9 protein-coding genes are annotated in these 7,830 nt (G+C 61.4%); 6 read left to right on the top strand and 3 right to left on the bottom strand.

Annotated features, from left to right (window positions below; genetic code table 11):
* Positions 1-591 (top strand): 3-oxoacid CoA-transferase subunit B (locus AC0L3U_RS38120; protein WP_473364921.1); only part of this gene is annotated, 591 nt, incomplete at its 5' end.
* 550 nt (positions 592-1,141) lie between these two features.
* On the opposite strand, the gene AC0L3U_RS38115 is transcribed toward AC0L3U_RS38120, so the two are convergent.
* Positions 1,142-1,852, bottom strand: a complete 711-nt coding sequence (locus AC0L3U_RS38115) for a GntR family transcriptional regulator (RefSeq protein ID WP_473364920.1) — start codon at positions 1,850-1,852, stop codon at positions 1,142-1,144.
* 8 nt (positions 1,853-1,860) lie between these two features.
* A complete protein-coding gene (locus tag AC0L3U_RS38110; RefSeq protein WP_259219446.1) occupies positions 1,861-2,544 on the bottom strand; it encodes a maleate cis-trans isomerase family protein in 684 nt (227 codons plus the stop codon).
* A 253-nt stretch (positions 2,545-2,797) separates the two neighbouring features.
* Here AC0L3U_RS38110 and AC0L3U_RS38105 point away from each other — a divergent pair, with 253 nt between their 5' ends.
* Positions 2,798-3,880: an extracellular solute-binding protein gene (locus AC0L3U_RS38105; RefSeq protein ID WP_259219447.1), complete on the top strand. Its 1,083-nt coding sequence runs from the start codon at positions 2,798-2,800 to the stop codon at positions 3,878-3,880.
* A gap of 37 nt (positions 3,881-3,917) precedes the next feature.
* Here AC0L3U_RS38105 and AC0L3U_RS38100 read toward each other — a convergent pair whose 3' ends face one another.
* The gene (locus AC0L3U_RS38100) at positions 3,918-4,163 is read right to left on the bottom strand and encodes a hypothetical protein (RefSeq protein ID WP_473364919.1); all 246 of its coding nucleotides are present in this window, start codon (positions 4,161-4,163) and stop codon (positions 3,918-3,920) included.
* A gap of 149 nt (positions 4,164-4,312) precedes the next feature.
* On the opposite strand from AC0L3U_RS38100, the gene AC0L3U_RS38095 reads away from it, so the two are divergent.
* The 4 genes from AC0L3U_RS38095 to AC0L3U_RS38080 are packed head-to-tail and all read left to right on the top strand — an operon-like array spanning position 4,313 to position 7,822.
* Positions 4,313-4,774 (top strand): ABC transporter permease, encoded by a 462-nt coding sequence (locus AC0L3U_RS38095; protein WP_473364918.1) that lies wholly within the window; start codon positions 4,313-4,315, stop codon positions 4,772-4,774.
* Complete coding sequence (locus tag AC0L3U_RS38090; RefSeq protein WP_259219449.1) at positions 4,761-5,564, top strand: ABC transporter permease; 804 nt, start codon at positions 4,761-4,763, stop codon at positions 5,562-5,564. The genes AC0L3U_RS38095 and AC0L3U_RS38090 overlap by 14 nt, the downstream gene beginning before the upstream one ends.
* Before the next feature lie 40 nt (positions 5,565-5,604).
* The gene (locus tag AC0L3U_RS38085; RefSeq protein ID WP_259219450.1) at positions 5,605-6,633 is read left to right on the top strand and encodes an ABC transporter ATP-binding protein; all 1,029 of its coding nucleotides are present in this window, start codon (positions 5,605-5,607) and stop codon (positions 6,631-6,633) included.
* 31 nt (positions 6,634-6,664) lie between these two features.
* Positions 6,665-7,822, top strand: coding sequence for a M24 family metallopeptidase (locus tag AC0L3U_RS38080; protein ID WP_259219451.1), 1,158 nt, complete (start codon positions 6,665-6,667; stop codon positions 7,820-7,822).
* Positions 7,823-7,830 lie beyond the last annotated feature (8 nt).

Raw genomic sequence — 7,830 nt, 5'->3', positions numbered from 1 at the left:
GGCTATTACGTCAATCTCGGCATCGGCATCCCGACGCTGGTCTCGAACTACATCCCGGACGGCATGGACGTCAGCCTTCAGAGCGAGAACGGCATGCTCGGCATGGGCCCGTTCCCGTACGAGGGCGAAGAGGACGCCGATCTCATCAACGCCGGCAAGCAGACCGTGAGCGAACTGCCGTCGACTTCGTATTTCTCGAGCGCGGATTCCTTCGGCATGATCCGTGGCGGCCACATGGATCTGTCGATCCTCGGCGCCATGCAGGTGGCCCAGAACGGCGATCTCGCCAACTGGATGATCCCCGGCAAGATGGTCAAGGGCATGGGCGGCGCGATGGATCTCGTCGCCGGCGTCAAGCGCGTGGTCGTGGTGATGGAGCATTCGGCCAAGGACGGTCCAAAGCTCCTGAAGCAGTGCAATTTGCCGCTGACCGGCGAGCGCGTGGTCGACATGGTCGTGACTGACCTGGCCGTCTTCACCATCGACAAGCACGGCAGCGGCGGCATGGCGCTGATCGAGCTCGCCGACGGCGTCTCGCTCGACGAGGTCAAGGCCAAGACCGAGGCCGAATTTCGCGTCGCACTGAAGTAAAGCTGGGTCTAATTCGCCTCGCTGTGCGCGATTGCAACCGTCGTTGCGCCGTCCATCAGAGGGGCCAGAGGTACTCGAAAAGCCCCCAGTCGCTCGCCGAGCTCGATTGGTCCTTATCGGCCCGTTCAAAGAACGGTCGAGATTACAGCGTGTAGGTTTTCCGAACGTGTTGCTATTCGGTTCATCAGAGGGCAATGCCATCTCAGGATAGCGATGGCTTGCGCTAGTTAATGGCTGGCGCGGATTGGTTGAGCACACCACCGATTCCTGGAGCGCTTGCAATCCGCCTGGCGCGAGCTGTCGCTTCCGACGAGATTGCCTGTGAGTCTCCTACAATCAGCCCGAAACAAACGTGCTCTTCGAAGTGATCACAGCGCGTTGAGCGGCGCTCGATGATCACGGCCCAGCTAGTTCAGTGAGCGGGAACGTCTTCCCCGCTGATCGATCGAATTTTCAACCATGCCATCCATCCGGGGATAACCGTCGAGAGTACGCGAATGGTGCAAGGCGGCCAAGCCCGTCCTTCACAGCCTCACTGCGTGAGGCAAGCTTACGGCCGGCGCTTAAGTAAAGCCAGCTTCGTGGTAGGACTTTGGCTGAAGTGCGCATTCACCTTTCTCAACCCGAAGGCGATGTAATTGCGCTCAATATAGCCGACCGCAACTATGTCGCCATCCTTCATTGCCTTGTCCACTTCCGCGAGCTCATCCACCAGAGATGCAGATGCTTCGGCAGCGAATTCCTGAGCCAGGGAATACCAGATCCGTGCGGCTTGGAAATAAAAATGATCCCACATTTGGCGCAACGCCGCGTTGCCGATCAGGCCCCCGATCAGGAAGTGAAGATCGTGATTGATTTTCCAGTATTCGATGAGCTCGAAGGTCTCAGTTAGCTTCTTGGCCCTGGCACGCAGCAGGGCAGCTTGGGCAATCTGCGCCTGTGTGCAGGGATTGGGCGAGAGATGGCCAATCATCTCGGCGATCTTCAGGCGCACCTCATAGATGTCGCGTAGCTCTGGGAGCGCGAGCGAAGTCACGATGGTACCGATGCCGTCGCAGGATTCGACCAGCCCGCCGAAGATCAGGCGCTGCAGCACGCCGCGGATAGGCGTGCGGCTGACGCCGAATTCGGCCGCGATCTCCGCCTCCTTCAGGATCGTGCTCGGCGGGTATTGCAGCAAGCAGATGCGGTCGCGCAGCGTCTCATAGATCGCTTCTGTTGCGACCCGCTTGCCGCTCCTCTCTTCAACGGAATCCATCATGGCGTCGATCAGTGCTCCATCAGCAGGCGGCCGTGGCCGGCGATGCGATCTTGGATGCCGGCAAGCCGGAGTGTGTCCCAAATCATAGCTTGGTTGCTGGCGATCACCGGTTTGGCCGCCGTCTGTTCGATCTGCCCCACGACATCCAGGGTGCGCAGCGCACCGCAGCTGACGAAGATCGCATCCGCGTCAGGCCGGTCCATGGATAGGGCGAACTCCGCGATGTAGTCGGGCGCGACCCGTACCATATCGCTATCTTTCTCCAGATTCAGTCCGGCGACCGCCAGCACGTCAAATCCTGCCTTCCGCAGATAGGCCGCCTCGCAGTCGTTGATCTCATCAAGATAGGGAGTCGCGACAACGATCCGACGCGCGTTCATCGCTTGCAAGCCGCGGATGACGCCGGTGATCAGGCTGGTCGGCCGCGCGTTGGGCGCGCCTTTCTTCAGCTCCGCGGCCACCCGATCCTCGCCAATCACCATGCTCCCAGAGGTACAGGCATAGCAGATGACGTCGAGGCTGCCGTCCGGCAACAGGGTCGAGGCGCAATCGGCCAGTAGCTCGGCTTGGGCGGCGAGGGTTGCGCTGGTGATGCTGTCGGGAATGGCTGCACGGGCGAAATGGATGCCGACACCGTCAGGCCGGAGCTTCATCACGTCATCCTGGATCGTCTGCTCGGTCGCGAGCAGCACGAATCCGATCTTGGCACGGTGGTGACGGCTGCGATCGAACCTAATGGCACCGGCTGGCCGGGTTACTGGAGCTTCTGACTGGGGCGGCATTGGCGCTTCCTTCCTACTGTTCTGCCAGGGTGGATACACCAATATCAGACGAGCAATAAGAAAGTGGCAAAAAGACGGAACTTGCCAATGACGCCGCGCATGGTGTATACACCTTCCTTGCAGCAGCTAAAAGGCGCGGGCCGCCCCCAGCAGGAGAGTGCGCATGTCAATAGAGACTCGTGAGGTTTCGCGCCGCTGGTTCCTAGGCGAGGCACTCGTAGGTGCCGCCGCTCTGCCCGGACTCGGCTCCCGCTGGAGCGGCGCTGCGCTTGCCGCCAGCGAGGCGGTAAATTTCGCCTGCTATGGCGGACCCTACAACGACAACATCACGAAGGCTTTCCTCCAAGACTTCGAGCAGAAGACCGGCGTCAAGGTTTCCCTCGGTGCAGATGCGTCGCTGGCGCTCGCAAAGTTGCAGGCCTCGATCGATCCGGCCCAATGGGACATCGTGGAGCTGACCGGGCCGGAATATGAAGTTGCGGTGAAGCAAGATCTGCTGCTGCCGTTGGACACCGGTGTGGTCAATACGGCGAAGATCCCCGCCGACTGCAAGAGTACGCACGGTATCAAGTATGCCCTGTTCCTATTCGTCATGGCGTGGGACCAGCGAAGGATCCCCGATGACAAGGCGCCGAAGACCTGGGCCGAATTCTGGGATACAGCGAAGTATCCGGGCAAGCGGTCGTTGAGCGCAAACATCAGCGACGGCAGCGCGCTGGAGGCCGCGCTGCTGGCTGACGGCGTCGGCATGGACCAGCTCTATCCCTTGAATGTCGATCGCGCCTTCAAAAGCCTGGAGCGCCTCGGCAAGCGCAACATCATCTGGCACAACACCAGCCAGGAGCCGATCCAGCAGCTGAGCTCAGGCGAAGTGACTCTGGCGAGCTCCTTCAATGGGCGCGTCATTCCAGCCAGCCGCAGCGGCGCCAAGATCGGCTTCACCTCAGAATATGGTGGCGTCAGCGGCGACTATCTTGGGGTAGTGAAGACTTCACACAACGCGAACAACGCCTTTCGCCTAATCAACCACATGATTACCGACGATCAGGCCGCCGCCGAATTCATGAAGCTCACGACGTACACCAGCACGAATGCCGACGCGCTGAAGCTGGTGGCTGCCGACCTCGCCGACACCCTGCCGACCAGTCCGAAGCTGAAGGGCAAGGTGTTCGTCAAGAGCGATACCTGGTGGGCGCAAAATCTCGAGAAGACCCTGCTCAAGTTCAAGCAGTGGCAGTTGATCTGACAAGGTGCAGGGAGGCAGGCCGGATGGCCAACTTGGGTCAGGCGGCTGAGACGACGGCCGCGCGGTGGCGGGGGCTGCCCTCGCGTGCGGATCGCCGTCTGCTGTTGCTGCCGATCGCCGTGCTGTATGGCCTCTTGATGCTGGCGCCGCTCGCCTTGATCATAAAGACCAGCCTGGCCGGGGGCCTCGGCCACTTTCGCAACGTACTCGAGACGCCGGTGCTGTGGCGCGTGATCGAAAACACCGTCGCAATCAGCGCGACCACGACGGTGGTCGCGCTCATCCTGGCTTACATCTATGCTGCAGCGATGTGGCGGGCGACGCCGGTGCTCCGGGCAGTGCTGCTCGGCCTAGTCATGCTGCCGTTCTGGACCGGCGTGCTGGTCAAAAAACTTCGCCTGGGCGGCGCTGCTGCAGGACAACGGCGTAGTCTTGAACGGGCTGCAGGCGCTCGGCGTCGACACCGACGGCATATCGCTGCTGCACAACCGCTTCGCCGTCATCCTCGGCTTGGTGCATTACGTGTTACCTTACGCCGTCTTCCCGATCTACGCGACGCTGACCGCAATCGACTGGCGGCTGATTCGCGCGGCGCAAAGTCTCGGAGCCTCGTTCAGTCGTGCAGCCTGCGTCGTGATACTGCCCTTGAGCCTGCCGGGCGTACTGTCAGCTGGCCTGCTTGTCTTCATCGTGTCGACCGGCTTCTTCATTACGCCAACTATCCTTGGCAGCCCGGGGGATATGATGGTCGCCAACCTAGTCGATTTCTACGCCCACAAGATCGTCGACTTCGGCAGTGCGGCCGCGCTCGCCATGCTGATGATTGCGAGCGTTTCCATTCTGGTGATCGCCTATCAGCGCGTTCCGCGAGAGGGGCAGTATGGGGCGGTTTGAATGGCTAAGCCGTCCCGTGTTATTCGGCGCAGCCCTGGCGATCGGCGGTTATCTGCTGCTGCCCAGCCTGATCATCATTCCCATGGCGTTGACCAAGGGCCAGATGATCCAGTTCCCGCCAGAATGGATTTCGATCCACGCCTTCGCCGATTACTTTGAGGATGAGCAGTGGATCACCTCGACGTTGGTCTCTCTGAAAGTTGCGCTGCTCGCGATGATGGTTGCCTGCCTCTCCGGGTCTTGTGCTGCCATCGCTCTACAGGGCCGGCGCTTCCGCGGGAACGCCGTTGTCGTCAGTATCATTCTGGCGCCAATCGCGATGCCATTAGTGGTGCTGGGCCTTGCAGACTATCTGTTCTTCGTCCCGCTGCAGTTCCTGGCAGCCTGGGTCAAGATCGGATTCGCGCACAGCCTGCTCGTGACACCTTACGTCTTCGTGACCGTGCAGGCTGTCCTAGCCGGGCTGGATCCGGCGTTGGCGCGCTCCGCCAGCAGCCTCGGAGCGCGTCCACTTTCGATGCTGCGCCACGTCTACTGGCCGGCGATCCGGTCGGGGGTGCTGGCGGGAGCGCTCTTCGCATTCGCCGTTTCGTTCGACGAAGTGGTGATCGCGCTGTTTCTGCAAAGCCCCGAGGCGACAACGCTGCCGGTGCGCATGTTTACTAGTATTCAATACGATCTGACGCCGAGGATCGCAGCGATCGCGACCTTGCTCGTCGCCCTGGCCGCAATTGCTCTGCTCGCCCGGGGCTGCGTCGCCCGCCGTAGTCGCACAACCCCCGACAATTGAACTTGGACCGACCGAAATGTTGATGCGAAGACCAGAAATCATGTCGGAAAGCACGTCCCCCTCTATCAAGCGTAGCTCCGGGCGCGTGGAACTGGTTGCCGTCAAGAAGAGCTATGGTGCCGGCCCCGAGGTTGTCAAAGACGTATCGTTCGCAGTGGAGACGGGCGAATTCCTGACGCTGCTGGGGCCGAGTGGCTGCGGCAAGACGACCACCCTAATGATGGTCGCCGGCTTCGAGCAGCCGAGCGTCGGCGAAATCCGGGTTGACGGCCGCGACGTCTCGCGTCTTCCGCCGAGCGGACGAAATTTCGGCGTTGTGTTCCAGAGTTATGCCCTGTTCCCGCACATGACCGTGAAGGCGAACGTCGAGTTCGCACTGCGGATGCGCGGCCTCCCCCTTAGCGAATGTGCGCGACGCGCCCGCGAGATGCTCGAGAAGGTTGGGCTTGCCGATTTCGCCGACCGGAAGCCACGCGCGCTGTCGGGCGGGCAGCAGCAACGCGTCGCCTTAGCCCGTGCCCTGGTCTTTGAGCCGGACGCCCTGCTGCTGGATGAGCCCCTTGGTGCGCTTGACCGCCGGCTGCGCGAAGCCATGCAGATCGAGATCAAGGAACTCCAGAAACGGACCGGCGTCTCGATCCTGTTCGTCACTCACGACCAGGACGAGGCCATGATGATGTCCGACCGCATTGCAGTCATGAATAAGGGGCGCATCGTCCAAATCGGCAGCCCGTTCGAAGTGTATCACCGTCCGCGCACCGCCTTTGTTGCGGGCTTCCTAGGTGAGACCAACCTAATCCCAGGCCCTAGCGGAAGTACGACTGTCTCGGTCCGTCCGGAACGGATAAGGTTTCTACAGCTCGGGGAAACCGCCGACCAGTGCATCGAGGGAATTGTCCTCGACCGCACCTTCCTCGGCCATCAGGTGCGCTTCAACGTCCATGCTATCGGTCAGCGCATGCTCGTCAGCAGCGCCGATCCGGTCATTCATGCGCGGGTGGCCCCGGGCGACAGCGTGCGCCTCGGCTGGAATGCCGAGGATGCCCACCTCCTTACGGCTGAAACCTGAGCCTCAAAGCGTCATTGCAGGGAAAATCACCATGCTCGACCAAGCCCGCCAGCGAACCCGCGTCTTTCAACAGCGCCTGAAAGAAGAGCGCATCGATGTCGCCGTCCTCACCAACCAAAGTTCAATCGCTTATCTCGCCGGCTTCTGGGGCTATCTCTCATTGGAATTCGGCCGGCCCACCTTCCTCATCCTTCGGCCCGAGGCCGCGCCAGTCGTCGTAACCCCATTGATGGAAAGCGAGATGGTTTCGGCAATGACCTGGGTCGAGGACATCATGACATGGGAAGATGCAGGAGCCGATCGCTGGGAAACCGTGCTGGCGCGCGCGCTGGGCCCTACGCCGGGCCGCGTGGCCACCGAGATCGCGATTATGCCGGCGGTGGTGCGGAATTGGTTCGACGCGAGTCATCCAGGCGTCCCGCTGTGCGATGTCGGCCCAATCCTGGGCACCATGCGGATGATCAAGAGCCCCGAAGAGATCGCGGTCATGCGCCACGCTGGTGCCATCGCTGGAGCAATGATGGCGGCAGCGGAAGGCGCGCTCGCCGAGGGGGCGCCGGAATACGAGGCCGCCCTGGCTATCATCAACGCCGGGACTCGCAAGGCGGCGAGCTTCTTGACGTCGAAGGGTTGGGAAGCCTTTGTCTCACCGCTGATCCACAACCTGCAGATCATGCAATCCGGCCGCGACACCTCCATGGTTCACCGCCGCGCTAGTGTTAAGCGCCTAGAGAAAGGCGACCCGGTCTATTTCTGCTTCTGCAACATGGCGGAGTTCAAGCAGTACAAGCTCGGCTTCGACCGCATGTTCTTCATTTCCAAAGTGTCTGATGAGGCGCGCTTGGTGCAGCAAGCGGCGATCGATGCGCAGCAGGCGGCGATCGCCGCAATCCGTCCAGGCGTCACCGCCGAGAGCATCGCCGAAGCCGCCAACCGGGTTTACGCTGCGCGCGGCTATTCCACTGGCTATCGGACCGGGCGCTCGATTGGCATGTCCTATCTCGAGGCGCCCGAACTCAAACAGGGAGACAAGACCATCCTGCAGCCCGGGATGACCTTTGCCGTGGACGGCGGCATCAGCCTGAACGGCCGGCTTGGCGCCAGGATCGGGGACTCAATCGTCGTCACCAAGACCGGGTCCGAATACCTGACAGATTATCCACGAGACTTGCGCGTGGTCGCGAGATAGCCGGCAGG

The organism is Bradyrhizobium sp. Kon69 (genome assembly GCF_055807515.1).
The sequence above is the reverse complement of the archived record's forward strand: the minus strand, read 5'-3'. Positions and strand labels throughout refer to the sequence as shown.